Origin of the sequence: Azotobacter salinestris, from assembly GCF_009363155.1 — a bacterium.
GTDB classification, from domain to species: domain Bacteria; phylum Pseudomonadota; class Gammaproteobacteria; order Pseudomonadales; family Pseudomonadaceae; genus Azotobacter; species Azotobacter salinestris.
Genome location: NZ_CP045302.1, coordinates 1,331,642 through 1,356,333, shown reverse-complemented (window position 1 = coordinate 1,356,333; position 24,692 = coordinate 1,331,642). Strand labels below are relative to the sequence as shown.

The window sequence follows — 24,692 nt, the reverse complement described above, 5'->3', positions numbered from 1 at the left end:
AGGGGATGCACTGCATCCCCTTTTGTCGTCAGGGACCGGCGCGGGCCGGTCCCGGCTTTTCAGCTTCAGCCTGCAGTCTGATCCTGCTTGTCGGTCAGCTTGGTTTCGGCAACCTCATCCTTGCTCTCAGCTTCCTCGCGCTGTGGCTCGGTGGCCTCCTCACTTTCCTCTGCAGGTGCGCTCTTCGGCTCGTCGGCGGCTTCTTCCGACTGCTCGGTGACCGGCTGGAGGTCGAGGGTCTGCTGCTCTTTCCGATCTGCAGGCCGTTCCTCCTCCGCTGGAGTCGCTGCCTCAGGCTGCGTTTCGCTCGGCTCCTCCACCGCGACGAAGGTCGCGGTCTCCGGCTGAATCAGCTCAAACGGGGCTTCGACCGGTTCCGGAACTGCGCTGGAGACCTCCGGCTCGGGAGTGATCTGCTCGCTCGGCACCTCGACCGCTTCTGCAGCCATCAGAGAGGGCTCGCTGGCGGCCTGAGGCTGCTCGAGCAGGATCTCATCCCTTTTCTGCGGCGCTTCCGGCGCGGCGATGACCGGGGCGGACTCGGCCTCCGGCTGTGCCTCGGCCACCGGCATTGCGGTCACGATGGCGCTGGCTTCTGCAAGCCTTGCGGTTTCCACAGCCTTCGCGGCTTCGGCAGCCTGCCTGGCCTCCGCCTCGGCAGCTTCGCGCTTGCGGCGCCGAACCTCGCGTGGATCGTTGATCGCGCGGGCCGTGCTGCGCGGCACTTCGGCTGGGGGCGCGGCAACCGTTGCCGGCTCCTCGGCTGGCTGCGGGGAGGCTTGCGGCGCCTCGTTTCTGCTGACTGCCGGCTCCTCGGTCCTGGCAGGTTGCGCCTGCTCGGGACGGGGGGCAGGCTCCGTCGCTTCGACAGTACCGGTCTCGGCGACAGGGGTGGCCGCGACAGCCTCGACAGCGGGTTGGATTTCCTCGGCCACCGGCTGTGCGGCGAGCGGGGCAGTGCCGGCGGGTGCTTCTGCCGCAGCCTCTTCAGCCTGAGTCTGCGCGGCGGTCACGGCAGTGGCCGTGGCAACGGCCGCGACAGCAGCGGCTTCGCCTTCCTCGCTGCTCTCGATTTCGTTGCCCTGGCTGTCGCGCTGGCGCTCGCGGCGATTGCTGCGGCGGCGCTGACCACGGGAGCGCCGACGCGGGCGTTCCTCGCTGCTGGTCTCGAGCTCTTCCTCGTGAGTTTCCTCGTGGGCGAGGGCTTCCTCCTCGGGGGCCTTCGGCTCGCTCACGACCAGACGCTCCTCATGCAGGCGCTCCTCAGGGGGCTGGCGCTCTTCCCGCTGTTGGGGATGCTCCTCACGTGGCGGACGGGCTGAACGCTCTTCCCGCGGGCTTTCCTGAGCATCGAGCGGCTCGCGCAGTTCGCGGCGGCGCTCTTCGCGAGGCGGACGCTCGCGGCGGCCTTCCCTCGGCTCCCGCGGCTCCCGCGCTTCGCGAACTTCCATGCTTTCCATGGATTGGCGTTCTTCGCGCGGCACACGCTCTTCGCGGGGCGGGCGCTCGCGGCGGGTTTCCCGCGGTTCCCGGGCTTCCACGATTTCGATGGGCTGGCGCTCTTCGCGTGCGGGTCGCTCCTCACGAGGCGGACGCGGTATCCGCTCTTCGCGCACCTCGCGAAGCTGACGCTCCTCGCGCGGCCTGCGCTCTTCATCGCGGCCGTGACGGCCCTCGCGGCGACGGTTCTGCTGGCGGCTGCTGCGTCGCTCCTCGCTGCTGCGCGACAGACGCTCCTCGACCAGCCGCTCGGCGGCGACGGGCTTGGCCGTTTCCTTGCCGGCGAACAGGCTGACCAGCGATTTCACCAGTCCCTTGAACAGGTTGAGTTCCAGGGCGGGGTGGGGGGGCGTTGCCGGTGCCGCTGGCGGTTCGGCCGGAACCGGCACCAGGGCATTGCGCGGCGGCGCAGTCTTGACCGCGGCTTCCTGGCGTACCAAGGTACGGGTGGCGCTGACCAGCTGGACCTCTTCCACTTCCGCGGGAGCCATTTCGTAGCTCGACTGGGCGCTCTGTACTTCCGGACTGTCGTCACGGAGGCGCTGCACTTCGAAGTGCGGCGTCTCCAGGTGATCGCTCGGCAGGATGACGATGCGCACGCGGGTACGCAACTCGATCTTGGTGATGGAGTTGCGCTTCTCGTTGAGCAGGAAGGCGGCGACCGGGATCGGTACCTGGGCGCGCACCTCGGCGGTGCGATCCTTCAGGGCTTCCTCCTCGATCAGGCGCAGGATCGCCAGGGACAGCGACTCGACGTCGCGGATGATGCCTTGGCCGTTACAGCGCGGGCAGACGATGCCGCTGGTCTCGCCAAGGGAGGGGCGCAGGCGCTGGCGGGACATTTCCAGCAGGCCGAAGCGCGAGATGCGTCCGATCTGCACGCGTGCGCGGTCGGCCTCCAGGGCCTCGCGCATCTTGTCCTCGACGGCGCGCTGGTTTTTCGCCGGCGTCATGTCGATGAAGTCGATGACGATCAGGCCGCCGATGTCGCGCAGACGCAGCTGGCGGGCGATCTCCTCGGCCGCCTCCAGGTTGGTCTGCAGGGCGGTTTCCTCGATGTCGCCGCCCTTGGTGGCGCGCGCCGAGTTGATGTCGATGGATACCAGGGCTTCGGTCGGGTCGATGACGATGGAGCCGCCGGACGGCAGCTTCACTTCGCGCTGGAAGGCGGTTTCGATCTGGCTCTCGATCTGGAAGCGGTTGAACAGCGGTACGCTGTCCTCGTAGAGCTTGATCTTGCTCTGGTACTGCGGCATCACCTGGCGGATGAAGCTCAAGGCCTCCTCCTGGGCCTCGACGCTGTCGATCAGCACTTCGCCGATGTCCTGGCGCAGATAGTCGCGGATCGCCCGGATGATGACGTTGGATTCCTGGTAGATCAGGAAGGGGGGCGCACGGTCCAGCGAGGCTTCCTTGATCGCGGTCCACAGCTGCACCAGGTAGTCGAGATCCCATTGCAGCTCTTCACTGGAGCGACCGAGGCCAGCGGTGCGGACGATCAGGCCCATGTCGGTTGGAACGTCGAGACCGTTCAGGGCCTCGCGCAGTTCGTTGCGCTCTTCGCCCTCGATGCGCCGGGAAATGCCGCCGGCTCGCGGATTGTTCGGCATCAGCACCAAGTAGCGACCGGCGAGGCTGATGAAGGTGGTCAGGGCCGCGCCCTTGTTGCCGCGTTCTTCCTTCTCGACCTGAATGATGACTTCCTGGCCTTCGGAAAGCACATCCTTGATGTTGATGCGGCCTTCGGGAGCCTTCTTGAAGTACTCGCGGGAAATTTCCTTGAGGGGAAGAAAACCGTGGCGCTCGGCGCCGAAGTCGACGAAAGCCGCTTCGAGGCTCGGCTCGACCCGAGTAATGCGGCCTTTGTAGATGTTGGCCTTTTTCTGCTCGCGGGCACCCGATTCGATGTCCAAGTCGTAGAGACGTTGGCCATCGACCAGGGCAACACGCAACTCCTCGGGTTGAGTTGCGTTAATCAGCATTCTTTTCATGTAGTACCGTTCGGTTTCCGGGCTGCCGGAAACGGCGTTCGGCACACACGACTCTCGCGGTCGGTGACAGGGGCGTTCAGGAAGGGTTGTCGTCCATTCCCGTGTCAAGCAACATTTGGCTGGTGGCCAGAGTCGCGACTACGTCTCCTGCTTACTGTTGTGGCAGAAAGCAATCAATCAGGAGGAGGAATCAAGCATCGGCAGCGGACGCCATGTGCGTCTGGATGAAAGCTTGCAGCTACGCAATCCGATGGTTGTGCATCTCCACCCTGCACGTGTCCTTTGAAAATCGGGTGCCGTCCGCAGAATCTGCAGCGAGTTGGCAATAAATATATGTGCGGCCTCCCGTGGATGGAGGTGCGCCATCATGTAGCTAAGGCATTTGTTTCCGAGACTTCGCGATGTTCGGGGAAGTCCCGTCGGACGGCCTTACGTCCTCCGTGGATAGCATGTGGATGGAATGGCTGTTTGGGTTTCGCGTCCATCCACTGGCTTGGCCGTAGAAATCGGCATCTATGACTATAGCACCTATTAATAAGTACTTCAATTCTCTAAAAATTGATATGATATCGCGATGACGAATCCCATCCATGCGAATTCTGGCGTCCAGCTACTCGAGATCGGGCCGGAAATGGCCGGTCAACGAATCGACAACTTTCTCCTTGCCCGGCTCAAGGGGGCTCCCAGAACCTTGATCTATCGCATCCTGCGCAAGGGTGAGGTGCGAGTGAACAAGGGGCGGATCAAGCCCGAGTACAAGCTGCAGGCTGGCGACCTGGTGCGTGTGCCGCCGCTGCGCCTGGCCGAGCGTGACGAGCCGGTCCCGCTGGCGCAGGGGCTGCTCGAGCGGCTCGAAGCGGCCATTCTCCATGAAGACAAGGCACTGATGGTGCTGAACAAGCCGGCCGGCATCGCCGTGCATGGCGGTAGCGGCCTCAGTCATGGGGTGATCGAGGCGCTGCGCCAGTTGCGCCCGGAGGCTCGGGATCTGGAGTTGGTTCACCGGCTCGACCGGGATACCTCGGGTCTGTTGATGATCGCCAAGAAGCGCAGCATGTTGCGCCATCTACACGAGGCGTTGCGTGGCGACGGGGTGGACAAGCGTTATCTGGCGCTGGTGTGCGGATCCTGGCCGAGCGCCCGGAAGCAGGTCAATGCTCCGTTGCAAAAGAATACCCTGCGTTCCGGCGAGCGGATGGTGGAGGTGGACGAGGAGGGGCGGGAGGCGCTGACTCTCTTTCGGGTGCTGCGGCGTTTCGGTGACTTTGCCACCCTGGTCGAGGCCAGGCCGATCACCGGGCGGACGCATCAGATCCGGGTGCATGCCCGTCACGCCGGGCATCCCATCGCCGGCGATGCCAAGTATGGGGACGAGGAGTTCACCCGCGAGATTCGTGCGCTCGGTGGCAAACGCCTGTTTCTGCATGCGTACTCGCTGGCAGTGCCGCTGCCGGAGGGGGGCGAGCTGCGCCTGGAGGCGCCGGTGGACGAGATGTGGGCGCAGACTCTGGAGCGTTTGAGTGGCTGACTATCGGCTGTTGATCTTCGACTGGGATGGCACTTTGGTCGACTCCATCGGGCGCATCGTCGAAGCCATGCGCGTCGCGGCGGCGGCTTGTGATCTCGAGCCGCTCGGCGAGTCGACAATAAAGGGCATCATTGGGCTGGGCCTGCCCGAGGCGATTCGTGCACTCTATCCGGGGCTGCAGGATATCCGGCTGCTGGAGCGGTTCCGTCAGCTCTATAGTGGGCACTACCTGGCTTTGGAGAGCGAGCCGTCGCCGCTGTACGCAGGGGTGGCCGAGGCGCTGGAGGCGTTCCGGAGCGCGGGCTATCGCCTGGCGGTAGCTACCGGCAAGACGCGTCAGGGGCTTGACCGGGTGCTGGCGGGACATGGTTGGCAGAAGTATTTCGATGTCACTCGCTGCGCGGATGAAACTGCCAGCAAGCCGGACCCTCGAATGCTGCACGAGATCCTTGCGCACTGCCGGATGCTGCCCGAGCAGGCGCTGATGGTGGGGGATTCCTCGTTCGATCTGCAGATGGCGCGACATGCCGGGATGGGGGCGGTGGCGGTTAGCTATGGGGCGCAGCCCCTCGAGGCGCTACGCTTGCACGAGCCACGCTTGATTATCGATGACTTTGGCGAGTTGTGTGCCTGGCTGGGTGTCCGGCCGGTGCGGAATGTCGTCGCTGGGGGATAGGCATGGCGAACGAATGGAAGGCGCCGCCGGAGGGTGGTGACGAGAAGAGCTGGAAGCTGCTGGAAAAGACCTTGCTTGCTACCGTGGAGGAGCGGCGGCGGGCTCGTCGTTGGGGGATCTTCTTCAAGTTGCTGGGGTTTGCCTATCTGGCAGTGCTCCTGGTGATGTTTTCCCCGGCGCTGAGCCTCAAGGAGGCGGCAGGTACCGGCGAGCACACTGCGCTGATCGAGGTGCGCGGGATGATTGCTGATGACGAGGCTGCCAGTGCCGACAACATCGTCGGCAGTCTGCGTGCTGCTTTCAAGGACAGGCACACCAAAGGTGTGGTGCTGCGCATCAATAGCCCTGGCGGCAGCCCCGTGCAGTCCGGCTATATCTACGACGAGATCCGTCGGCTGCGTGCTGCGCATCCCGACACCAGGCTTTATGCGGTCATCACCGATCTCGGCGCTTCCGGCGCCTACTATATCGCCAGCGCCGCCGACGCCATCTATGCGGACAAGGCCAGCCTGGTCGGCTCGATTGGGGTGACGGCGGCAAGCTTTGGTTTCGTTGGGGCAATGGAGCGGCTGGGCGTCGAGCGTCGGGTCTATACGGCCGGCGAGCACAAGGCTTTCCTTGATCCGTTCCAGCCGCAGAAAGAGGGAGAGGTTCGCTTCTGGCAAGAGGTGCTGGAGGTTACCCATCGGCAGTTCGTCGATAGTGTCAAGCGGGGGCGCGGCGAGCGACTGAAGGACGGGGATCACCCCGAACTTTTCTCCGGTCTGGTCTGGTCCGGTGAGCAGGCCTTGCAGCTGGGGCTGGTCGATGCGCTGGGTAGCTCCAGTCATGTGGCGCGCGAAGTGGTGGGTGCGGAAAAACTGGTCGACTTTACGGTGCGGGAAACCCCCTTCGATCGCTTCGCCAAGAAGTTGGGGGGCGGCGTGGCCGAGCGTCTGGGCATGTGGATGGGGCTGCAGGCTCCGGTTCTGCGCTGAGATGGCGTGCGATCGGATCGCTTTGATGCCGGTCCTTTGCTGTGCTCAGGGAATCTGTACGCCCTCGGCCAGCAGCATGTCGACCAGGCGAATCAGGGGCAAGCCGATCAGGCTGGTGGCATCTTCGCCTTCGGTGGAGCGGAACAGGCTTACGCCCAGTCCTTCCGACTTGAAGCTCCCGGCACAGTCGAAGGGTTGTTCGGCTGCCAGATAACGCTCGATTCGAGCTGTGTCCAGGGGGCGGAAATGGACTGTGAAGGGGATGCAGTCGATTTGCAGCATTCCGCTGGACGTGTTGAGCAGGGCCAGGCCGGTCAGGAAGGTCACGTTCTTGCCGCTCGCGCTCTGCAGTTGGGCGCGGGCGCGGGGCAGGTCGTGTGGCTTGCCGAGAATCTGTCCGTTCAGTACGGCGACCTGGTCCGAGCCGATGATCAGGTGGTGCGGGTGTTCCTGGGCGAGGGCGCCGGCCTTTTCGGCGGCCAGACGTCTGGCCAGGGTGTCGGCGCTTTCTCCGGGGTGCGGGGTCTCGTCGATGGATGGCGCACTCCAGCTGAAGGGCAGTCGCAGGCGGCTCAGCAGTTCGCGGCGATAGGGGGAGCTGGAGGCGAGTACGAGGGGCAGCATGGCATTCTCCTGGAGGGTGGCGCGATTCTCGCGGTGCTGCCGGTCGGCGGACACGACAGAATACCCTTTGACAGCGCTCCAGCCCATCCCTAGAATGCCGCCCCTATGTTGAATGGGCCGATTCCACCTCACGTTGATCCACGCAAGCTGGCTGATCGCAGCGCAACCCTCGAGGGTGAGCTGCCGCTGGCCAGTCTGCCGCGTCTTTGCGATCCGCTTGCCGAAGAGGCGGGAGTGGTGCGTGCGAAACTTCATTTTGAGCGCGACGAGCACAAGGCTGTGGTCATTCACAGCGAGCTCGATGTCGAGGTCAAGATGGTTTGCCAGCGTTGTCTGGAACTGGTCGCCCTGCCGATCCACAGCGAATGCCATTATGCGGTGGTGAAGGAGGGGGCGAGCACTCAGTCGTTGCCCAAGGACTATGACGTGCTGGAGGTTGGGGAAGACCCCTTGGATCTGCTGGCGTTGGTCGAAGACGAGCTGCTGCTTGCCTTGCCCATCGTTCCGCTCCATGACCCTGATGTTTGCCAGCCGCCGGCCGGGCTTGAAGAGCCCGAGCCGAGCGAGGACGAGGTATCGCGGTCCAACCCGTTCAGCGTACTGGCGCAGTTAAAGCGCGACCCAAACGTTTAGGAGTTAATCAGTTATGGCTGTTCAGCAGAACAAAAAGTCCCGTTCCGCACGCGATATGCGTCGCTCCCATGACGCGCTGGAGGCGAATGCCCTGTCCGTTGAGAAGAGCACCGGTGAAGTACACCTGCGTCACCACGTATCTCCGGACGGCTTCTACCGCGGCCGCAAAGTGATCGACAAGGGCTCCGACGAGTAACTCTTGTCCGCTTCGCTCATCGCTGTCGATGCAATGAGCGGGGACTTCGGTCCCCGCTGTATTGTTCCAGCCTGTCTTGCCTGCCTGGGTGAGATCCCTTCGCTCCATCTGACCCTCGTCGGTCAAGCTCCCCTTCTCGAAGAGCTGATTGCTCGCCACCCCCGGGTCGATCGCGCGCGTCTGAGCATCGTGCATGCCGGGGAGGTGATCGCCATGGATGAGCGGCCCGCCCAAGCCTTGCGCAGCAAGGCCGATTCCTCCATGCGTGTGGCCCTCGACCTGTTGCGTGAGCAGCAGGTCCAGGCCTGTGTCAGTGCTGGCAATACGGGAGCACTGATGGCGCTGTCCCGGCATGTTCTGAAGACCCTGCCGGGCATCGACCGGCCGGCGATGTTCGCGGCCCTCCCCACCGAGCAGGGGCTCTGCCATCTGCTCGATCTGGGGGCGAACATGGATTGCAGTGCCGAGCACCTCTATCAGTTCGCCGTGATGGGTTCGGTCGCCGTGGAAACGCTGGGAGTGGAGCGTCCGCGGGTGGCCCTGCTGAACGTCGGTACCGAAGAGGTCAAGGGCAACCAGCAGGTCAAGCAGGCTGCCGTTCTGCTGCAGCGGGCCAGGGGAATCAACTACGTTGGATTCATCGAGGGCGATGGTCTCTATCGTGGAGAAGCCGACGTAGTGGTCTGCGACGGTTTTGTCGGCAATATTCTGCTGAAAGCCAGCGAAGGACTTGCCGCCATGATTGCCGGAGAGGTCAAGGCGCAATTTGGACGTAGTCTCGCTTCGCGACTGGTTGGTGTCCTGGCTTTGCCCTTCTTGCATCGATTGCAGGCCCGCCTGGCGCCGGCACGACACAATGGGGCCAGTTTCCTCGGGTTGCAGGGAATCGTGGTGAAGAGCCATGGTGCGGCAGGTGCCGAAGGGTTTCGCAGCGCGATACTTCGCGCGCAGGCGGAAGTTCGCGAGAACCTGCCGCAACATCTGCATGACCGCCTGGAGGCGCTGTTGGTCGGGCGCTGATGTGACTGCGGCCTGGGGCTTGTCATCCAACTGATTAACACGCGTCCGGCATGACCCGGACGCTCCCGAAGAAAGATCATCAGGGATCTGTTCATATGTCTGTTTCCCCCGCATTCGTCTTTCCCGGCCAGGGTTCGCAGTCTCTCGGCATGCTCGCCGATCAAGCTGCCCAGCACCCGCTGATTGGCACTACCTTTGCCGAGGCCTCCGAATCCCTCGGCTACGATCTCTGGGGACTGGTCCAGCAGGGGCCGGAAGAGTTGCTCAACCAGACCGACAAGACCCAGCCGGCGATCCTGACCGCCTCCGTCGCCCTGTGGCGGCTCTGGCAGGCCGAGGGTGGGGCGCTTCCAGCCTTTGTCGCGGGACACAGCCTTGGCGAGTACTCCGCGCTGGTGGCTGCTGGCAGCCTTCCCTTTGTCGATGCGGTGAGGCTGGTCGAGTGCCGGGGGCAGTTGATGCAGCAGGCCGTGCCCGCTGGATTGGGGGGCATGGCGGCGATTCTCGGCCTGGATGATGCCGACGTTCTGGCAGCCTGCGCCGAGGCCGAGCAGGGTGAGGTGGTCAGTGCCGTGAACTTCAATGCACCGGGACAGGTGGTGATCGCCGGCTCCGCTGCGGCGGTGGGCCGCGCCATCGAGGCTTGCAAGGCGCGCGGTGCCAAGCGCGCCATGGCCTTGCCGGTCAGCGTGCCATCGCATTGTGCCCTGATGCGCCCGGCAGCGGAGCGCTTCGCCGAGGCGCTGGAGGCGATTGCCTGGCAGGCACCGCGCATTCCTCTGGTGCAGAATGTCAGCGCTGCCGTGGTCAGCGACCTGGATACCCTCAAGCGTGACCTGCTGGCGCAGCTCTATAGTCCGGTGCGCTGGGTCGAGTCCATGATCTGCCTGGCTGCCCAGGGTGTCACCGACCTGGTCGAGTGTGGCCCGGGCAAGGTACTGTCCGGATTGAACAAGCGTTGCGTCAAGGGCATCAACACCCACAACCTGGATACCCCCGAGGCCTTCGCCGCGGCTCGTGCTGCGCTGGCCTGAACAAGGAGATGATAATGAGTCTGCAAGGCAAAGTGGCGCTGGTGACCGGCGCAAGCCGTGGCATCGGCCAGGCGATCGCGCTGGAGCTGGGGCGGCAGGGCGCAGTGGTGATCGGCACTGCCACTTCCTCGGCCGGTGCTGAAAGCATCGCCGAGACCCTGAAGAGCCATGGCGTCGAGGGCGCCGGCCTGGTGCTGGATGTGGCCAGCGACGAGTCCGTCGCCACGACCCTGGAGCATATCCAGCAGCATCTCGGCCAGCCGGCGATCCTGGTCAACAATGCCGGCATCACCCGCGACAACCTGATGTTGAGAATGAAGGATGAGGAATGGCATGACGTCATCAATACCAACCTCAACAGCCTCTACCGCCTGTCGAAGGCAGTCCTGCGCGGCATGACCAAGGCCCGCTGGGGACGCATCATCAATATCGGCTCGGTGGTAGGTGCCATGGGCAACGCCGGCCAGGTCAACTATGCTGCAGCCAAGGCGGGGCTGGAAGGATTCAGTCGCGCCTTGGCCCGTGAGGTCGGTTCGCGCGGCATCACGGTCAATGCGGTGGCGCCGGGCTTCATCGATACCGACATGACCCGCGAGCTGCCCGAAGCACAGCGCAATGCGTTGCTGAGTCAGATCCCGCTGGGTCGTCTGGGGCAGGCCGAGGAAATTGCCCGGGTTGTCGCTTTCCTTGCCTCCGATGGTGCATCCTATGTCACCGGAGCTACCATTCCGGTCAACGGTGGAATGTACATGAGTTGATGTGACGAGAGCCTCGAGACAACAGTCAAAGAGCAATCCGAAATCTCATCGAGCTGCTAGATCGAAAAAAGCAGGTCGTCGGGGCCGTCCGGAGGGGCAGGGCTTCAGCTTGAAATGCTGAAATCCCTTTCTATAAACTTAATCGCATTCCATCTGCCTGGTTTGTCCATAGGAGTGAAAATAAGGTATGAGCACCATCGAAGAACGCGTCAAGAAGATCGTTGCTGAGCAACTTGGCGTCAAAGAAGAGGAAGTCACCAACAGCGCTTCCTTTGTCGAAGACCTGGGCGCCGACTCTCTTGACACCGTCGAGCTGGTGATGGCTCTCGAAGAGGAATTCGAGACCGAAATTCCGGACGAACAGGCCGAGAAGATCACCACTGTGCAGGAAGCCATCGATTACATCAATGCTCACGCGCAATAAGTAATCGTCGCTCCCGACTCGGAAAGCCGCACTGCCCAAAAGGCGTGCGGTTTTTCTTTAGCAGAAATAACTAGAATTTCATCCGATACCTGCCGGCTCTGGTCAGTTCGGCAAGATAGCTACAAGATACGCCGCCCGCATGGGATCGCCTGTCGCCTGCAGGCAGGGTGCCTGCTCCTGTCTGGCACAGTAATGAAGAAAGAAAAGAGGAGATTGCTTTGTCACGTAGACGCGTCGTGGTCACTGGACTGGGGATGTTGTCGCCGCTGGGTACCGATGTGCCGAGCAGCTGGCAGGGGGTCCTGGCTGGTCGCAGTGGCATCGCTCCGCTCGAGCACATGGATCTTTCCGCCTATTCAACCCGCTTCGGTGGTTCGGTGAAGGGATTCGACGTCGAGCAATACCTGTCGCTCAAGGAAGCCCGCAAGCTCGACCTGTTCATCCAGTACGGTCTGGCTGCCAGCTTCCAGGCCGTGCGCGATTCCGGTCTGGAAATCACCGATGTCAATCGGGAGCGCATCGGCGTGGCCATGGGCTCCGGCATTGGCGGCCTCACCAATATCGAGAACAACTGCAAATCCCTCATCGAGCAGGGCCCTCGGCGCATTTCTCCGTTCTTCGTGCCAGGCTCGATCATCAACATGATTTCCGGCTTCCTGTCGATTCATCTTGGGCTGCAGGGGCCGAACTACGCCCTGGCTACCGCCTGTACCACCGGTACCCACTGCATCGGCATGGCTGCGCGCAACATCGCCTATGGCGAAGCCGATGCAATGGTTGCCGGCGGTGCCGAAATGGCGGCCAGCGGCCTGGGGATCGGTGGCTTCGGTGCGGCCCGGGCACTGTCCACCCGCAACGACGATCCGGCGCGCGCCAGCCGCCCGTGGGACAAGGGGCGGGATGGCTTCGTGCTTTCCGACGGCGCCGGTGCATTGGTGCTGGAGGAGCTGGAGCATGCCAGGGCGCGGGGCGCCAACATCTATGCCGAGTTGGTCGGCTTCGGCATGAGCGGCGATGCCTTCCACATGACCTCGCCGCCGGAGGATGGCGCCGGTGCAGCCCGCTGCATGCGCAACGCCCTGCACGATGCCGGCCTGAACGTCGACCAGGTCCAGTACATCAATGCCCATGGCACCTCGACGCCGGCTGGCGATCTGGCCGAGGTGGCGGCACTCAAGTCGGTTTTCGGCGGGAGTGCCTATCGGCTGTCGGTCAGCTCGACCAAATCCATGACTGGTCATCTGCTCGGTGCTGCCGGTGCGGTCGAGGCCATCTTCAGCGTGCTGGCGATACGCGATCAGGTCGCTCCGCCGACCATCAACCTGGATGAGCCTGATGTGGGCTGTGACCTGGATTTCGTGGCCCATGAAGCCAAGAGCCTGCCGATCGACGTGGTACTCTCCAACTCCTTCGGCTTCGGCGGCACCAACGGCTCGCTGGTGTTCCGCCGGTTTGTTGGCTGATGCCCTGCTGGATCGATGGCCAGCCTGGCGAGTCGCTGCCTCTGACCGACCGGGGACTGGCCTACGGCGACGGTCTGTTCGAGACCATCGCCGTGCGTCGGGGACAGCCGCTTCTGCTGGAGCGGCACCTGGCGCGTCTTGCCGAGGGCTGTGCCAGGCTGGCCATTCCCGGAAACCTGCCGCTGATCCGTACCGAGCTGCTGGCCTTCTCGGCCGAGCTGGGCGAGGGGGTGGCCAAGCTGCTGCTGACCCGCGGAGACGGCCTGCGTGGCTATGCGGCTTCCCAGCCGTCGCGGCCGCGACGTATCCTCCTCGGCAGTCCACCGCCGCAATATCCGTCGGCTAATGCCGAGCAGGGCATACGGCTCTATCCTTGCAGCACCCGTCTGGCCGAGCAGCCCCGACTGGCCGGACTCAAGCATCTCAATCGCCTGGAGCAGGTACTCGCTCGTGCCGAGTGGCAGGATGCCGAGCATGCCGAGGGGTTGATGCGCGACCTGTCCGGCCGGGTGATCGAAGGGGTTTTCAGCAATCTGTTCCTGATCCGGGATGGTGTCCTGCTGACTGCCGGCCTGCAGCGCTGCGGGGTTGCCGGGGTCATGCGTGCGGAGATCCTCGAGCAGGCGGAGCGGGTGGGCATTCCGGCGCAGGTACGTGATATCGACCTCGCCGAACTGCTGGCGGCGGACGAGGTTTTTCTCTGCAACAGCCTCTATGGCATCTGGCCTGTGCGCGGGTTCGAAGGACACGACTGGCCGGTCGGCACGCTCACCCGTAAACTGCAGGGCCTGATCTGCAAGCTACTGGACTCCTGATACGTGATGCGAAAATGGCTGCTGCTGCTGGAAAGTGGCCTGCTGGCGGGTGGACTGCTCCTGGCGTTCGCCGTCTGGCAGCAGAGGGCCGCACTCGAACAACCCCTGAAGCTCTCCGAGGAGCGCCTGCTGGAGGTTCCGAGCGGCGCCACGCCCGGTGGCCTGCTCAATCGTCTGCAGGACGAGGGGCTGTTGCGCGGGAGCTTCTGGCTGCGCCTGTATTGGCGCTTCAATCTGTCCGAACAAGGTATGCGTAGCGGCGAATATCGCCTGGAGCCAGGTATGACGGCCGTCGAGCTGCTCGATCTCTGGCAGCGTGGCGAGGTGGTGCAGTACAACCTGACCCTGGTCGAGGGCTGGAGCTTCCGTCAGGTACGGGCCGCACTGGCGCGGGCCGACAAGCTGGAGCAGTCCCTGGCAGGGCTTTCCGATGCCGAGCTGATGGCCCGACTCGGCCAGCCGGATGCCCATCCGGAGGGGCGCTTCTTTCCCGATACCTATCGCTATGTGCGCGGCATGAGCGATTTCGAGTTGCTCAAGCAGGCCCATGCCCGCCTGCAACAGGTGCTCGCCGAGGAGTGGGCCGAGCGATCGCCGAACCTGCCCTACGAAACCCCCTACGAGGCGCTGATCATGGCTTCGATCATCGAGAAGGAAACAGGCATCCCCCGCGAGCGCAAGCAGATCGCCGGCGTGTTCGTGCGGCGCCTGGAGCAGGGCATGCTGCTGCAGACCGATCCCACGGTCATTTACGGTCTGGGCGAGCGCTACAACGGCAAGCTCGGGCGCGCCGATCTGGTCGCGGCCACCCCTTACAACACCTACGTCCAGCCCGGCCTGCCGCCGACGCCGATCGCCCTGCCGGGGCGCGAAGCGATCAATGCGGCGCTGCACCCGGCGGAGGGCCGCGAGCTGTATTTCGTCGCCCGCGGCGACGGCAGCCATGTCTTTTCCGAGACCCTTGAGGCGCACAATCAGGCGGTCCGCGACTACCAGCTCAAGCGCCGCGCCGACTATCGCTCCAGCCCATCGCCCGAGGCGCTGGAGCGCTCCGTGCAGCAGGACAGTGAGGAAAATCCGTGAGCGGCCTGTTCATTACCCTCGAGGGCCCGGAGGGGGCCGGCAAGAGCACCAATCGCGAATACCTCGCCGAAGGCTTGCGTGCCGCCGGCCGTGAGGTGGTGCTGACCCGCGAGCCGGGCGGAACGCCGCTGGCCGAGCGCATCCGCGAACTGCTGCTGGCGCCCAGCAGCGAGGCGATGGCGGTGGACACCGAGCTGCTGCTGGTCTTCGCTGCCCGCGCCCAGCACCTGGCCGCTGTGATCCGCCCGGCGCTGGCGCGGGGCGCCATGGTGCTCTGCGACCGCTTCACCGATGCTTCCTACGCCTACCAGGGCGGTGGCCGCGGCGTCCCCGAGCAGCGCATCGCGATCCTGGAGAGTTTCGTGCAGGGCGACCTGCGGCCTGACCTGACCCTGGTCTTCGACCTGCCGGTCGAGATGGGACTGGTCCGTGCCGCCGCCCGCGGCCGCCTGGATCGTTTCGAACAGGAGGGGCGCGCCTTCTTCGAGGCGGTGCGTCAGGCTTACCTGCGCCGCGCGGCAAGCGATCCGGCCCGCTATCGGGTGGTGGATGCGGGGCGGCCCCTGGCGGATGTCCAGCGCACGCTGGATGACCTGCTCCCGCGGTTGCTGGAGCTGCGCGGTGCCTGAGGTCTATCCCTGGCAGCAGGCACTGTGGCAGCGCCTGGCCAGCCGTGGTCGACACGCCCATGCCTATCTGCTGCATGGTCCGGCCGGCATCGGCAAGCGGGCGCTGGCCGAGCGCCTGACCGCCCGTCTGTTGTGCCAGAGTCCGGCCGGCCTGGAAGCCTGCGGCCAATGCAAGTCCTGTCGTCTGCTGCAAGCCGGCAGCCATCCGGATCATTTTCTGCTGGAGCCTGAGGAGGCGGACAAGGCGATCCGGGTCGATCAGGTGCGCGATCTGGTGGAGTTCGTCGTGCAGACGGCACAGCTCGGCGGCCGCAAGGTGGTCCTGCTGGAGCCGGCCGAGGCGATGAACCCGAACGCCGCCAATGCCCTGCTCAAGAGCCTCGAGGAGCCTTCCGGAGAGAGCGTGCTGCTGCTGATCAGCCACCAGCCGAGCCGGCTGCTGCCGACCATCAGGAGCCGCTGCGTGCAGCAGGCCTGTCCGTTGCCGGGAGCCGCCGACAGCCTGGCCTGGCTGCGCCGGGCCCTGCCAGAGCAGAGCGACGCGGAGCTGGGGGAACTGCTCGCCCTGGCCGGTGGTTCGCCGCTATCCGCTCTGAAGCTGCACGGCGAAGGGGTGCGCGAGCAGCGTGCGCGGATAGTGGAGGGCGTGAAGCAGCTGCTCAAGCAGCAGGCCGGCGCCAGCCAGCTCGCCGAGGCCTGGAACGGCGTGCCGCTGCTGCTGCTGTTCGACTGGTTCTGTGACTGGAGCCTTTTGATCCTGCGCTATCAGTTGACCGGCGACGAACAGGGCCTGGGCCTGGACGACATGGCCAAGGTCGTCCGCTACCTGGCGGAGAAGAGCACGCTGCCCCGGGTGCTGGCCATGCAGGACTGGCTGCTGGCGCAGCGCCAGAAGGTGCTCGCCAAGGCCAATCTCAACCGTGCCCTGCTTCTCGAGGCCTTGCTCGTACAGTGGGCAAGCCTGCCCGGGCCGGGCTAGAATCGGCACCTGAATCAGCCATCCGGAAACCTGCATGAGCCTGCCACCCGGTCTGGGATCGCGTAATGGCATCCTGCCCCTGTCGATCAAGGATAAGTCGGTCCTCTATGCTTCCTACATGCCCTTTCTCAAGAATGGCGGTCTGTTCATCCCCACCAACAAGAGCTACAAGCTCGGCGACGAAATTTTCTTGCTGCTCAGCCTGATGGACGAGCCGGAGAAGATCCCGGTCGCCGGCAAGGTCGTCTGGATCACCCCGCCCGGTGCCCAGGGCAACCGCGCCGCCGGGGTCGGCGTGCAGTTCGGCGACGGCGACAACGTGGCGCGCAACAAGATCGAAACCTATCTGGCCGGCGCCCTGAAGTCGGACCGTCCCACCCATACGATGTAACCCATGCTGGTCGACTCCCACTGCCATCTCGATCGTCTCGATCTCGCCGCCCATGGCGGTTCCCTGGACGCCGCGCTGGACGCCGCCCGTGCCTGCGGCGTCGGACATTTCCTGTGCATCGGCGTGAGCGCGGACAACGCGGCCGCGGTCAAGGCGCTGGCTGAAGCGCATAGCGATGTGGACTGTTCGGTCGGAGTGCATCCGCTGGACGTCGAGCCCGATGCCGTGCCCGCCCTCGACTGGCTGCTCGGCGAGCTCGCCCATCCGCGGGTGGTCGCCATCGGCGAGACCGGGCTGGACTATCACTATCAGCCGGAGTCCGCGGCCCTGCAGCAGCAGGCCTTCCGTCTGCATCTGGAGGCGGCGCGCCTGACCGGCAAGCCGCTCGTCGTGCACACCCGCGCGGCACGTGCCGATACCCTGCAGCTGCTGCGCGAGGCCGCACTGCCGCAGGCCGGCGTGCTGCATTGCTTCACCGAGGACTGGGAGATGGCCCGGGCGGCGCTGGATCTCGGCTTCTACATCTCGCTGTCCGGCATCGTCACCTTCCGCAATGCCGAGGCCCTGCGCGAAGTGGCGCGCCGGGTGCCGGCGGATCGTCTGCTGGTGGAAACCGACGCGCCCTATCTGGCGCCGGTCCCTCATCGAGGCAAGCCCAACCTGCCGCAATACGTGCGCGAAGTCGCGGAGTTTCTCGCCGAACTGCGCGGCGTTTCCTTCGAGACGCTGGCCGAGCAGACCACCGACAACTTCCGGCGCCTGTTTCCGTTGGCACGGGTCGTCTGCTGAGACTTTCCGCCATGCAAAAAAAACCCGGAGTCTGGGGGAGGAAACCGGGTCAAAAGCGTTAGGAGTAAGCGAAGGCACGCGTTCCTCGGTGCCTCCGGCTGGCTTGGCATCGGGGGAATGCCATGTCAGTAGGGGAAGTATCGCTCCGGATCGGCTCCAGTCCAGTACGAGCTGTTCATTTTTTAAACGGTTTTGGAATACTTCCGCCATTGTTGAGTACCTAGCCGGATGCCAACTGGCGCAGGATCGCCAGCGTTTCGTCGACTACCGTGGTCGGCGTGTAGAAATGCGGCGACAGACGGATTCCGCCACCACGCTGGGCACAGACGATCTGCTCGCGCTTGAGACGCTCGAACAGCTGCTGGTTGTCCCAGCCGTCCAGGGCGAAGGTCAGGATGCCGGCGCGCCGTTCGGGATCGCGCGGACTGTGCAGGCGCAGGCCGGGGATACGCAGGAGGCCCTCTTCGAGCCAGGCCAGTCGCTCGTGCAATCCCTGGGCGACGTTGAGCATGCCGACCTGTTCCAGCAGGGACAGGCTGCTTTCCAGCGCCACGGCGCCGAGCATGTTCGGGCTGCCGCACTCGAAGCGCCGAGCGGTGCGTGCCGGCTCCCACTCGATACGATCATAGTCGCCGGCGTTCTCCAGCATGTGCCAGCCGTATTCGTGCAGCTTGAGCTGCTCGCGCAGGTCGCTGCGGCAGTAGAACACCCCGAGCCCCTCCGGGCCGAGCATCCACTTGTGCCCGTCGGCCATGGCAAAGGCGCAGTCGCAGGCACGCACATCGAAGGGCAGGGCGCCGAGCTGCTGGATGGCGTCGACGCAAAGCAGCACGCCGAGCTGCCGGCAGCCGTGGCCGAGGCGCTCCAGATCCAGGCGCAGGCCGCTGGCATACTGCACGGCGCTGATCGACAGCAGGCGCGTGTGCGGGCCACAGGCGGCCAGCAGATCGGCCTCCGGATCGCTGCCCTTGAGGCTGACCGCCACGACCTCGACGCCTTGCGGCTTGAGGGCCTCCCAGACGACACGGTTGGAGGGGAACTCCTCGTCGCTGATGACGATCCGGTCACCGGCCTGCCAGTCCAGGCCGAAGGCGACGAAGGACAAAGCCTCGGAGGTGTTCTTGACCAGCGCGATGTCCGCCGTGCTGGGTGCGTTGAGCAGGCGCATCAGGCGCTCGCGCAGGCGCCGCTCGATGCCCAGCCACTGGGGATAGTCGCGTGCGCCGATGTGCACGTTCTGCTCGGCGAAGGCCGTCACCGCCTGGCCGGCCCGTTTCGGCCAGGGGGCGACGGCGGCGTGGTTGAGATAGCGCAGCCCGGCCAGCTGCGGAAATTCATCATGGATGGCATGCATGGGCTTGCTCCTTGCAATCGTATTGTAAGGCATCATATTCCACCTGGAGTCACTGTCCCGCCCGGCGAAGGAGAAGCGATGAGCGATCCAGGCAAGGCCGACGACCTGTTGGCGCAGATTCCCGAAGGCGGCCGCAAGGGGCCGCCTCCCGTCCACCTCTGGAACCCGCCGTTCTGCGGCGACATCGACATGCGCATCGCCCGCGATGGCAGCTGGTTCTACATGGGCACCCCGATCGGGCGCAAGGCCCTGGTCCGCTTGTTCTCGGGCATCCTGCGGCGTGACGGCGACGACTACTTCCTGGTGACCCCGGTGGAGAAGGTCGGCATCCGGGTCGACGATGCGCCCTTCGTCGCGGTTTCCCTGCAGGTCGAGGGCAGCGGCGAGAAGCAGGTGCTGCGCTTCACCACCCAGGTCGGCGACGAGGTGGAGGCGGGCGCCGAGCACCCGCTGCGGGTCGCGCTCGACCCCGACACCCAGGAGCCCGCGCCCTACCTGCATGTGCGCGCCAACCTGGAGGCGCTGGTCCATCGCAATGTCTTCTACCAGTTGGTCGAGCTGGCCGAGACGCGGCAGATCGACGGGCGCAGCTGGCTGGGCGTGTGGAGTCACGGCACCTTCTTCCCCCTCGGTCCGCAGGACTGAACCGCGCCAGGGCTGCGTTGTGCAGCCCTGCTTCAGGCGAGCGGCCCGCCCGCTCCGTTCCGACGCCTCCCGATAGCCTTTCGGCGTTCTTCATCCTCTCGGGGCCCCTTGGCTGTTCCGCCCGTTCGGCTACTCCGGGGTGGCTCTCCGAGCAGCACGCAATATAAAAAATCCATTGAAAACAATGAAGTGCACATGGTGCACGATAGGGCAGATAGCTTTTGGGGCTGTCGATTGCCCGCTTCTAGAATGGCCAGGCCCGAAACGAACAAAAAACAGCCAAGAAGCGAACCCACCTGGCAACCCGCTGAATGACGGCGCCCGAACGAGGCGATACCGGCGATTTGCGGCCGGCGGGAGGGGTTCGCTCCGAGGCTCCAGGAGGCTTGATGACCATCAAACTGAAATGCCTGTCGCATACGCCCTTGCGCGGCCTCAACGATCCGGGGACCGACGTCGTCGCGGAGGTCGATGCGGTTCTCGCCAGGTCGCGCGCCGAGGTCGAGGCCTTCGACCCCGAGCTGATCGTGATCTTCGCACCCGACCATTACAACGGCCTGTTCTACGACCTGATGCCGCCGTTCGTGATCGCCACCGCCGCCGAATCGGTCGCCGACTACCGGACCCTGCCCGGTCCGCTGTCGATTCCCCGGGCGCTGGCGCTCGACATGGCGCGCTTCATTCTCGACAGCGACCTCGACATCGCCCTGTCCCATCGCCTGCAGGTCGACCATGGCTGCACCCAGACCCTCGAGGAGCTGACCGGCAGCCTGACCCGCTACCCGGTGATCCCGATCATCATCAACTCGGTGGCGCCGCCCTTTGGGCCGTACCGTCGCATCCGCAAGCTGGGCGAGGCGGTCGGCCGCTTCATCGCCACCCTGAACAAGCGCGTGCTGGTCCTGGGCACCGGCGGCTTGTCCCACGAGCCCCCAGTACCGCTGTTGTCGGACGCTCCCGAGGAAATCGCCGAGTTTCTGATCGCCGGGCGCAATCCGACCCCGGAGGCGCGTGCCGCCCGTCAGGCGCGCACCATCGCCGCCGGCAAGATCTACGGCACTGCGGAGTCCCCGCAGACGCCGCTCAACACCGACTGGGACCTGGCCTTCATTGACCTGCTGGTGCAGGGCCGCCTCGAGGAAGTCGACGATTTCGGGATCGAGGAGATTTCCAGGGCCGCCGGCCGCTCGACCCACGAGATCCGTACCTGGGTCGCCGCCTTCGCCGCGCTGGCGGCCACCGGCGCCTATCGCGCGCGGCAGGACTACTACCGGCCGATCAACGAATGGATCGCCGGCTATGGCGTGGTGAGCGCCGAGCAACGCTGAGCCTTTTCTGGGCAACAGCCCCCACAACAACAATGCGAATGCGTCACCCGCGGAGAACAACAATGAGCCATATCGATACCTCCATCCCCAGCGAAGCCGAAATCGTCGCGCGCGCCGAGGCCATGATCCCCTGGCTGCGCGAGAAGGCCGACGCCACCGAGAGGGCGCGCATGGTGTCGCGCGAAACCATCCAGGCCTTCCAGGAGGCCGGCTTCTTCAGGATCCTGCAGCCCAGGCGCTGGGGCGGCTACGAAATGAACCCCAACGTGCTGAACAAGGTGCTGATGGAGCTGGCTCGCGGCTGTCCGTCCAGCGCCTGGAACGTGATGGTGCTGGGCGTGCACCCCTTCGAGGTCGGCCTGCTCGACCCGCGCTGCGGCGACGAGCTGTGGGGCGAGGACAACACCCGACTGGTGTCCTCCTCCTATGCGCCCTTCGGCACCGTCACCGCGGTCGACGGCGGCTACCTGCTCAACGGCGAGTGGCTGACCTCCAGCGGTTGCGACCATGCCGCCGGCGGCGCCTTCCTCGGCGGCCGCGTCGCCGAGAACGGCGAAACGGTGTTCCGCTCCTTCTGGGTCCAGGCCGGCGACTTCGAGATCGTCGACGACTGGCACGTGGTCGGCCTGGCCGGCACCGGCAGCAAGAAGCTGATCGTCAGGGAGGTCTTCGTCCCCGCCTACCGCAGCCATGTCATCGCCGCCTACGACGACGCCTCCCATGGCCAGGTGAACGATCTGTACAAGATGCCGTTCTTCTACGTGTTCTACGCCGCCGTGTCCTCGGTGATCATCGGCATGGCGCGCGGCATGGTCGACCTCTACATCGAGCACATGGTGCCGCGCCAGAACCTCAACCAGGCCGTCGGCGCCGCGGTCAACGACCCCTTCATCCGGGGCCGGCTGGGCGAGGCCTCGGCGAAGATTCTCGCCTGTGCCAGCCGCGTGCTGCACAACACCGAGGAAGCCTGGAGCTACGCCTCGCAGGGCAGGCTGGTGCCGCTGGACGTGCGCGTCCGCCACTTCGCCACCAACCAGTTCACCGGCGGCGAGTGCTTCGAAGCGGCGCACATGATCTTCAAGAAGACCTCGACCCGCGGCGTCTGGCTGAACAACCCGATGCAGCGCCAACTGCGCGACATCCTGGTCGGCGCCAACCACATCACCCAGAACCAGGACAACATCGGCGACCTGCTGGGCGGCCAGCTGCTCGGCAATCCCATGCCGGCCGCCAATCCGTTCGGCGTCAGGGTCTGAGCCGAGCCATCGCCAGGGCCCGGGCGCATCCGCCGGGCCTTTTCCCATCTGCCTGCTGTGCGAGAGCGAATGCCATGAACCAAGAGATCAACCAACTGCTCGACTGGGCCCCGAATGCCGAACTGGCCGGGCTGCCGCTGGTCAGCGCCGACGACCACCGCTACGGCATGCGCAACCTGGCCGCCGCCGTCACCCTCATCACCACCCGCGACGGTGCTGTCCGCTTCGGCCTCACCGCCACCGCGGTCTGCTCGGTGACCGCCGATCCGCCGCGCTTGGTGGTCTTCGTCAACAAGAGGGTCGCCGCCTGCGAAGCGATCCTCAACAGCGGCGCGCTGTGCGTCAACGTGCTGTCCGGCGACCAGGAGTACGAGGCCAAGGTGTTCGCCGGCATGGTCGAGGGCGTGCATGGCGAGGCGCGCTTCGAGCATGGCCAGTGGCACGAGCTGATCACCGGCGTGCCGGTACTGGAGGGATCGCTGGCCAACTTCGACTGCCGGGTGGTCAAGGTCTTCGACGAGAGCACCCACCACGCCTTCCTCTGCGAGGTGCTGGCCACCCGCGGCCAGCAGGGCGGCGAACCGCTGCTGTACCTGAACGGCGCCTTCCGTCGCCTCGCCCCCTAACCCCGACCGGAGAAGACACGACATGACGACCACTACCCAGGCTCTGACCGAAGCCTCCAGCAGCCGCTTCGTCCGCATCCACGAAGGCGATCTCGACCTGCAACTGCACTACAACGACTGCGGCGCGGGCGCCGAGACCGTGGTGATGTTGCACGGCTCCGGGCCGGGGGCCAGCGGCTGGGCCAACTTCAACCGCAACATCGAGCCGCTGGTCGCCGCCGGCTACCGGGTGATCCTCATGGACTGCCCGGGCTGGAGCAAGAGCGATCCCATCGTCTGCACCGGCTCGCGTTCGGACCTCAACGCCCGCGCCCTGAAAGGCCTGCTCGACGCCATCGGCATCGACCGCGCGCACCTCATCGGCAACTCCATGGGCGGGCACAGCGCGGTGGCCTTTGCCCTCGCCAACCCCGAGCGGGTCGGCAAGCTGGTGCTGATGGGCGGCGGCACCGGCGGCGCCAGTCCCTTCGCGCCAATGCCGACCGAGGGCATCAAGCTGCTGCAGGGGCTGTACCGCGAGCCGAGCATCGACAACCTGAAGAAGATGATGAGCGTCTTCGTCTACGACACCAGCGAGCTGACCGAGGAGCTGTTCCAGACCCGGCTCGACAACATGCTGGGCCGGCGCGACCACCTTGAGAACTTCGTCGAGAGCCTGACGGCCAACCCGAAGCAGTTCCCCGACTTCGGTCCGCGCCTTGCCGAGATCAAGGCGCAGACCCTGATCGTCTGGGGCAGCAACGACCGCTTCGTGCCGATGGACACCGGCCTGCGCCTGCTCGCCGGCCTGCCCAACGCCGAACTGCACGTGTTCAACCGCTGCGGCCACTGGGCGCAGTGGGAGCACGCCGACAAGTTCAACCGCATGGTGCTGGACTTCCTCGGCCACTGAGCGGGGCGCCTTTCCCCAGGCTTTTGCCTGCGCCTGCAGCGCCCGATCTGGAGGCCGCGAAAATGTGCAGCCTCCAGTTCGTAGGGCGGACAACGCCGCAGGCTTGTCCACCATGCCAACCGATCGCCACCAAGCTGGCTCCACGGGCGGTTCGTGTCGTCCGGGATCAGTTGCCGGCCAGCACCGGCCCGGCCTGCTCGCGTTCGTGGATGCCCTGTTCGACGGTGGCCGCGAAGCGCTGCAAAGCCTTCAGGTAGCGCTTCGCGGCCTGATCGATGGTCATCGCCTTGGCCACGTAGACCAGGTTGATGCAGCCGTAGACCCGCTGTTCCCCACGGATCGGCACGGCGATGGCGGCGATCCTTTCCTCGCTGTTCCAGCTGCCGTAGTTCTCGCCGTAGCCGCGATGGCGTGTGCGCCGCAGCAGGTTGTCCAGGTTCGCCCGGTCGCGCGCCAGGCGCCCCTGGTCGTCGTCGCGGCTGGCCAGGAGTTCGACGATGCGTTCGCGCTCGGCCTCAGGACAGAAGGCCAGGTAGGCGAGGCCGGTGGCGGTGAGCAGCATCGGCAGGCGTCGGCCGACCATCGAGCGGTGGAACGACAGCCGGCTGAAGCGGTGGGTGGTCTCGCGCACCACCATGGCGTCCACGTCCAGGGTGCACAGGTCGGTCGGCCAGACCACCTCCTGCAGCAGCTCGGCCAGCAGCGGCGCGGCCAGCGCGGAAATCCACTGTTCGTCGCGAAAGCCCTCGCTCAGCTCGCGCACCTTCATGCTCAGGCGGAAGCTGTCGTCCGACTCGCTGCGTCGCACGTAGCCCTCGTCCTGCAGGGTCTCCAGCAGGCGCCGCACCGTGGTGCGGTGCAGCCCGGTCAGTTCGGCCAGCTTCGCCGGGCTGGCGCCGCCGTCCACCCGGTTGAGGGCGTTGAGGATCTGCAGGCCGCGGGTCAGGCCACGCACGGTCTTGTATTCGGTATCGCGCTCGTTGCTCATGTCTACTAAAAATCCTTTTAAAAACAATTAAGTGCACTAAGTGCACGTGGGGGAGTTTTTTCATTGTAGGGGTTTTGAGGGCATTCCTATACT

At 65.1% G+C, this 24,692-nt stretch carries 25 protein-coding genes; 21 read left to right on the top strand and 4 right to left on the bottom strand.

Annotation, left to right across the window (positions count from 1 at the left end):
• Positions 1 to 65 precede the first annotated feature (65 nt).
• Positions 66 to 3,491, bottom strand: a complete 3,426-nt coding sequence (rne, locus tag GCU53_RS06365; RefSeq protein ID WP_152386866.1) for a ribonuclease E — start codon at positions 3,489 to 3,491, stop codon at positions 66 to 68.
• A gap of 574 nt (positions 3,492 to 4,065) precedes the next feature.
• Here rne and rluC point away from each other — a divergent pair.
• Genes rluC through GCU53_RS06345 form a run of 3 tightly spaced genes read left to right on the top strand, consistent with a single transcriptional unit; the run spans position 4,066 to position 6,672 of the window.
• On the top strand, positions 4,066 to 5,019 hold the full coding sequence (rluC, locus tag GCU53_RS06355) for a 23S rRNA pseudouridine(955/2504/2580) synthase RluC (protein ID WP_152386864.1): 954 nt from the start codon (positions 4,066 to 4,068) through the stop codon (positions 5,017 to 5,019).
• Positions 5,012 to 5,695, top strand: coding sequence for an HAD-IA family hydrolase (locus GCU53_RS06350; RefSeq protein WP_208845449.1), 684 nt, complete (start codon positions 5,012 to 5,014; stop codon positions 5,693 to 5,695). Before rluC ends, GCU53_RS06350 begins: the two co-directional genes overlap by 8 nt.
• A 2-nt stretch (positions 5,696 to 5,697) precedes the next feature.
• Complete coding sequence (locus tag GCU53_RS06345; protein ID WP_152386863.1) at positions 5,698 to 6,672, top strand: S49 family peptidase; 975 nt, start codon at positions 5,698 to 5,700, stop codon at positions 6,670 to 6,672.
• A gap of 45 nt (positions 6,673 to 6,717) precedes the next feature.
• Here GCU53_RS06345 and GCU53_RS06340 read toward each other — a convergent pair whose 3' ends face one another.
• Entirely contained in the window at positions 6,718 to 7,296 is a 579-nt protein-coding gene (locus GCU53_RS06340; RefSeq protein ID WP_152386862.1) for a Maf family protein, read from the bottom strand.
• A 105-nt stretch (positions 7,297 to 7,401) separates the two neighbouring features.
• Between GCU53_RS06340 and GCU53_RS06335 the strand changes: the two genes are divergently transcribed.
• From GCU53_RS06335 to GCU53_RS06275, 13 genes are all read left to right on the top strand, one after another.
• Positions 7,402 to 7,929: a YceD family protein gene (locus GCU53_RS06335; protein ID WP_152386861.1), complete on the top strand. Its 528-nt coding sequence runs from the start codon at positions 7,402 to 7,404 to the stop codon at positions 7,927 to 7,929.
• A gap of 13 nt (positions 7,930 to 7,942) precedes the next feature.
• On the top strand, positions 7,943 to 8,125 hold the full coding sequence (gene rpmF, locus GCU53_RS06330; RefSeq protein ID WP_007160601.1) for a 50S ribosomal protein L32: 183 nt from the start codon (positions 7,943 to 7,945) through the stop codon (positions 8,123 to 8,125).
• A 3-nt stretch (positions 8,126 to 8,128) separates the two neighbouring features.
• The gene (plsX, locus tag GCU53_RS06325; protein WP_152386860.1) at positions 8,129 to 9,145 is read left to right on the top strand and encodes a phosphate acyltransferase PlsX; all 1,017 of its coding nucleotides are present in this window, start codon (positions 8,129 to 8,131) and stop codon (positions 9,143 to 9,145) included.
• 95 nt (positions 9,146 to 9,240) lie between these two features.
• A complete protein-coding gene (gene fabD / locus GCU53_RS06320; protein WP_152386859.1) occupies positions 9,241 to 10,179 on the top strand; it encodes an ACP S-malonyltransferase in 939 nt (312 codons plus the stop codon).
• Positions 10,180 to 10,193: 14 nt separating this feature from the next.
• Positions 10,194 to 10,937, top strand: a complete 744-nt coding sequence (fabG, locus tag GCU53_RS06315) for a 3-oxoacyl-ACP reductase FabG (protein ID WP_152386858.1) — start codon at positions 10,194 to 10,196, stop codon at positions 10,935 to 10,937.
• Between the two features lie 187 nt (positions 10,938 to 11,124).
• Positions 11,125 to 11,361 (top strand): acyl carrier protein, encoded by a 237-nt coding sequence (gene acpP, locus GCU53_RS06310; protein WP_003283670.1) that lies wholly within the window; start codon positions 11,125 to 11,127, stop codon positions 11,359 to 11,361.
• A gap of 218 nt (positions 11,362 to 11,579) precedes the next feature.
• Positions 11,580 to 12,824 (top strand): beta-ketoacyl-ACP synthase II, encoded by a 1,245-nt coding sequence (fabF, locus tag GCU53_RS06305; protein ID WP_152386857.1) that lies wholly within the window; start codon positions 11,580 to 11,582, stop codon positions 12,822 to 12,824.
• Positions 12,824 to 13,639 (top strand): aminodeoxychorismate lyase, encoded by an 816-nt coding sequence (gene pabC / locus GCU53_RS06300; protein WP_152386856.1) that lies wholly within the window; start codon positions 12,824 to 12,826, stop codon positions 13,637 to 13,639. Before fabF ends, pabC begins: the two co-directional genes overlap by 1 nt.
• 6 nt (positions 13,640 to 13,645) lie before the next feature.
• Positions 13,646 to 14,722, top strand: a complete 1,077-nt coding sequence (gene mltG, locus GCU53_RS06295; RefSeq protein ID WP_152389808.1) for an endolytic transglycosylase MltG — start codon at positions 13,646 to 13,648, stop codon at positions 14,720 to 14,722.
• Complete coding sequence (tmk, locus tag GCU53_RS06290) at positions 14,719 to 15,351, top strand: dTMP kinase (RefSeq protein WP_152386855.1); 633 nt, start codon at positions 14,719 to 14,721, stop codon at positions 15,349 to 15,351. The genes mltG and tmk overlap by 4 nt, the downstream gene beginning before the upstream one ends.
• Positions 15,344 to 16,330: a DNA polymerase III subunit delta' gene (locus GCU53_RS06285; RefSeq protein WP_152386854.1), complete on the top strand. Its 987-nt coding sequence runs from the start codon at positions 15,344 to 15,346 to the stop codon at positions 16,328 to 16,330. The genes tmk and GCU53_RS06285 overlap by 8 nt, the downstream gene beginning before the upstream one ends.
• A 34-nt stretch (positions 16,331 to 16,364) precedes the next feature.
• Entirely contained in the window at positions 16,365 to 16,721 is a 357-nt protein-coding gene (locus GCU53_RS06280; RefSeq protein ID WP_152386853.1) for a PilZ domain-containing protein, read from the top strand.
• Between the two features lie 3 nt (positions 16,722 to 16,724).
• Entirely contained in the window at positions 16,725 to 17,510 is a 786-nt protein-coding gene (locus tag GCU53_RS06275) for a TatD family hydrolase (RefSeq protein ID WP_152386852.1), read from the top strand.
• Between the two features lie 220 nt (positions 17,511 to 17,730).
• Here the strand turns inward: GCU53_RS06275 and GCU53_RS06270 are convergent, their stop codons facing one another.
• Positions 17,731 to 18,864, bottom strand: a complete 1,134-nt coding sequence (locus tag GCU53_RS06270; protein WP_152386851.1) for an aminotransferase class V-fold PLP-dependent enzyme — start codon at positions 18,862 to 18,864, stop codon at positions 17,731 to 17,733.
• Between the two features lie 78 nt (positions 18,865 to 18,942).
• On the opposite strand from GCU53_RS06270, the gene GCU53_RS06265 reads away from it, so the two are divergent.
• The 5 genes from GCU53_RS06265 to GCU53_RS06245 all read left to right on the top strand — a co-directional run bounded on the left by GCU53_RS06265 (position 18,943) and on the right by GCU53_RS06245 (position 23,611).
• Positions 18,943 to 19,509, top strand: coding sequence for a DUF1285 domain-containing protein (locus tag GCU53_RS06265; protein ID WP_152386850.1), 567 nt, complete (start codon positions 18,943 to 18,945; stop codon positions 19,507 to 19,509).
• A gap of 389 nt (positions 19,510 to 19,898) precedes the next feature.
• Positions 19,899 to 20,837 (top strand): 3-carboxyethylcatechol 2,3-dioxygenase, encoded by a 939-nt coding sequence (locus GCU53_RS06260; RefSeq protein WP_152386849.1) that lies wholly within the window; start codon positions 19,899 to 19,901, stop codon positions 20,835 to 20,837.
• 62 nt (positions 20,838 to 20,899) lie between these two features.
• Positions 20,900 to 22,093 (top strand): acyl-CoA dehydrogenase family protein, encoded by a 1,194-nt coding sequence (locus GCU53_RS06255; RefSeq protein ID WP_152386848.1) that lies wholly within the window; start codon positions 20,900 to 20,902, stop codon positions 22,091 to 22,093.
• Positions 22,094 to 22,167: 74 nt separating this feature from the next.
• Positions 22,168 to 22,719, top strand: a complete 552-nt coding sequence (locus tag GCU53_RS06250; RefSeq protein ID WP_152386847.1) for a flavin reductase family protein — start codon at positions 22,168 to 22,170, stop codon at positions 22,717 to 22,719.
• 22 nt (positions 22,720 to 22,741) lie between these two features.
• Complete coding sequence (locus tag GCU53_RS06245; RefSeq protein WP_152386846.1) at positions 22,742 to 23,611, top strand: alpha/beta fold hydrolase; 870 nt, start codon at positions 22,742 to 22,744, stop codon at positions 23,609 to 23,611.
• 166 nt (positions 23,612 to 23,777) lie between these two features.
• On the opposite strand, the gene GCU53_RS06240 is transcribed toward GCU53_RS06245, so the two are convergent.
• A complete protein-coding gene (locus GCU53_RS06240; RefSeq protein WP_152386845.1) occupies positions 23,778 to 24,599 on the bottom strand; it encodes a DNA-binding transcriptional regulator in 822 nt (273 codons plus the stop codon).
• Between the last annotated feature and the right edge of the window lie 93 nt (positions 24,600 to 24,692).

Excerpts from the sequence above, each read along its gene's own strand:
- rne (WP_152386866.1), bottom strand. The coding sequence starts at position 3,491 with ATGAAAAGAATGCTGATTAACGCAACTCAACCCGAGGAGTTGCGTGTT.
- rluC (WP_152386864.1), top strand. The coding sequence starts at position 4,066 with ATGACGAATCCCATCCATGCGAATTCTGGCGTCCAGCTACTCGAGATC.
- GCU53_RS06345 (WP_152386863.1), top strand. The coding sequence starts at position 5,698 with ATGGCGAACGAATGGAAGGCGCCGCCGGAGGGTGGTGACGAGAAGAGC.
- GCU53_RS06340 (WP_152386862.1), bottom strand. The coding sequence starts at position 7,296 with ATGCTGCCCCTCGTACTCGCCTCCAGCTCCCCCTATCGCCGCGAACTG.
- GCU53_RS06335 (WP_152386861.1), top strand. The coding sequence starts at position 7,402 with ATGTTGAATGGGCCGATTCCACCTCACGTTGATCCACGCAAGCTGGCT.
- rpmF (WP_007160601.1), top strand. The coding sequence starts at position 7,943 with ATGGCTGTTCAGCAGAACAAAAAGTCCCGTTCCGCACGCGATATGCGT.
- fabD (WP_152386859.1), top strand. The coding sequence starts at position 9,241 with ATGTCTGTTTCCCCCGCATTCGTCTTTCCCGGCCAGGGTTCGCAGTCT.
- fabG (WP_152386858.1), top strand. The coding sequence starts at position 10,194 with ATGAGTCTGCAAGGCAAAGTGGCGCTGGTGACCGGCGCAAGCCGTGGC.
- acpP (WP_003283670.1), top strand. The coding sequence starts at position 11,125 with ATGAGCACCATCGAAGAACGCGTCAAGAAGATCGTTGCTGAGCAACTT.
- pabC (WP_152386856.1), top strand. The coding sequence starts at position 12,824 with ATGCCCTGCTGGATCGATGGCCAGCCTGGCGAGTCGCTGCCTCTGACC.
- mltG (WP_152389808.1), top strand. The coding sequence starts at position 13,646 with ATGCGAAAATGGCTGCTGCTGCTGGAAAGTGGCCTGCTGGCGGGTGGA.
- GCU53_RS06280 (WP_152386853.1), top strand. The coding sequence starts at position 16,365 with ATGAGCCTGCCACCCGGTCTGGGATCGCGTAATGGCATCCTGCCCCTG.
- GCU53_RS06275 (WP_152386852.1), top strand. The coding sequence starts at position 16,725 with ATGCTGGTCGACTCCCACTGCCATCTCGATCGTCTCGATCTCGCCGCC.
- GCU53_RS06270 (WP_152386851.1), bottom strand. The coding sequence starts at position 18,864 with ATGCATGCCATCCATGATGAATTTCCGCAGCTGGCCGGGCTGCGCTAT.
- GCU53_RS06265 (WP_152386850.1), top strand. The coding sequence starts at position 18,943 with ATGAGCGATCCAGGCAAGGCCGACGACCTGTTGGCGCAGATTCCCGAA.
- GCU53_RS06260 (WP_152386849.1), top strand. The coding sequence starts at position 19,899 with ATGACCATCAAACTGAAATGCCTGTCGCATACGCCCTTGCGCGGCCTC.
- GCU53_RS06255 (WP_152386848.1), top strand. The coding sequence starts at position 20,900 with ATGAGCCATATCGATACCTCCATCCCCAGCGAAGCCGAAATCGTCGCG.
- GCU53_RS06250 (WP_152386847.1), top strand. The coding sequence starts at position 22,168 with ATGAACCAAGAGATCAACCAACTGCTCGACTGGGCCCCGAATGCCGAA.
- GCU53_RS06245 (WP_152386846.1), top strand. The coding sequence starts at position 22,742 with ATGACGACCACTACCCAGGCTCTGACCGAAGCCTCCAGCAGCCGCTTC.
- GCU53_RS06240 (WP_152386845.1), bottom strand. The coding sequence starts at position 24,599 with ATGAGCAACGAGCGCGATACCGAATACAAGACCGTGCGTGGCCTGACC.